Source organism: Kineococcus halophytocola, from assembly GCF_041276425.1.
Lineage (GTDB): Bacteria > Actinomycetota > Actinomycetes > Actinomycetales > Kineococcaceae > Kineococcus > Kineococcus halophytocola.
Genome location: NZ_JBGFTU010000058.1, coordinates 1 through 1332, shown reverse-complemented (window position 1 = coordinate 1332; position 1332 = coordinate 1). Strand labels below are relative to the sequence as shown.

The window sequence follows — 1332 nt, the reverse complement described above, 5'->3', positions numbered from 1 at the left end:
CACCGGCCGTCGCACCGGCCGTCGCACCGGCCGTCGCACCGGCCGTCGCACCGGCCGTCGCACCGGTCGTCGCGCCGGTTCTGGGACTGCGGGGTCGGCGATGAAGCAACCCGACCGGTTCCTCAGCTGGGCCCAGATCAACGCTGACGCAACGGGTCACAGGAGCGAACTGACCGATCCCATGCAGGCCTACCTGAGGCAGATCGCCACCACCTTGCGTTCTGGCAGCGTCCGCAACTCCGACACAGCGCTGCGCTGCTTCACCCAGTTCCTCCTCCAAGAACACCCTCAGACCACCCGCCTGGTCGACGTCCGCCGCGCCCACATCGAGGACTACAAGCCCTGGCTGGCCACCCGCACCAACCAGCGCGGCCAGCCCGTCAGCGTCAACACCCGCGCCCACCGCCTGGGCAACCTGCGGACCTTCTTCACCCGCATCCGCGACTGGGACTGGCCCCAGGCCCCGCCCACCGTCCCCATCCTGTTCGGTGACCTGCCCCGGCAGGACAAACCCCTGCCCAAGGCCCTGGACGATGCCGCGGCGGCGAAGTTCCTGCGCACCGCCCAGACCCGACCACGCCTGCTGGAGCGGGTCGTCTGCGAGGTTCTCATCCGCACCGGCCTGCGCGTCGGGGAGTTCACTCAGCTGCGCCGTGATGCCGTTCGTCAGATCGGGGCCGGGCACTGGCTGCACGTCCCGGTCGGCAAACTCCACGACGACCGTTACATCCCCCTGCACCCCCAGCTCGTCGACCTCATCGCCGACTACCGCGACCGTTTCGTCGACCCGGCTCACCCGCTGCTGCTGCCGCGGGAGAACGGCAAGGCGATGGACCGGTACAGCGTTACCCGCGTGTTGAACAACGTCGCGGCCGCCGCCGGCCTCGGGCACGTCCATCCCCACCAGATGCGCCACACCCTGGCCACCCAGGCCATCAACCGCGGCATGAGCCTGGAGGCCATCGCTGCGCTGCTGGGGCACCACTCGATGGACATGACGCTGCGCTACGCCAAGATCGCCAACCGGACCGTCGCCGATGAGTACTTCGCCGTCACCGAGAAGGTCGAAGCCCTCTACGCCGCCCGCGACTCCCGCGACCCTGATGGGGAGAACACTGCATTGCCGGCCTCAGTGGCCGGTCCGGAGATGGCCCGCCTGCGCCGGGAGATGCACCAGCGGATGCTCGGCAACGGCTTCTGCACCCGACCCCCGGCGTTGGACTGCACCTTCGAGTCGGTCTGCGAGACCTGCACCTTCTTCCAGACCTCGATTGCCTTCCGCCCGACCCTGCAGGCCCAGCACGATCACGCCGCCGAGCATGATCAAACGGG

Annotated in this window: 1 protein-coding gene; it reads left to right on the top strand. The window is 69.1% G+C overall.

Features of this window, described 5'->3' with window-relative positions; genetic code table 11:
* Positions 1 to 100: 100 nt before the first annotated feature.
* Positions 101 to 1332 (top strand): tyrosine-type recombinase/integrase (locus tag AB2L27_RS20125; RefSeq protein ID WP_370443271.1); only part of this gene is annotated, 1232 nt, incomplete at its 3' end.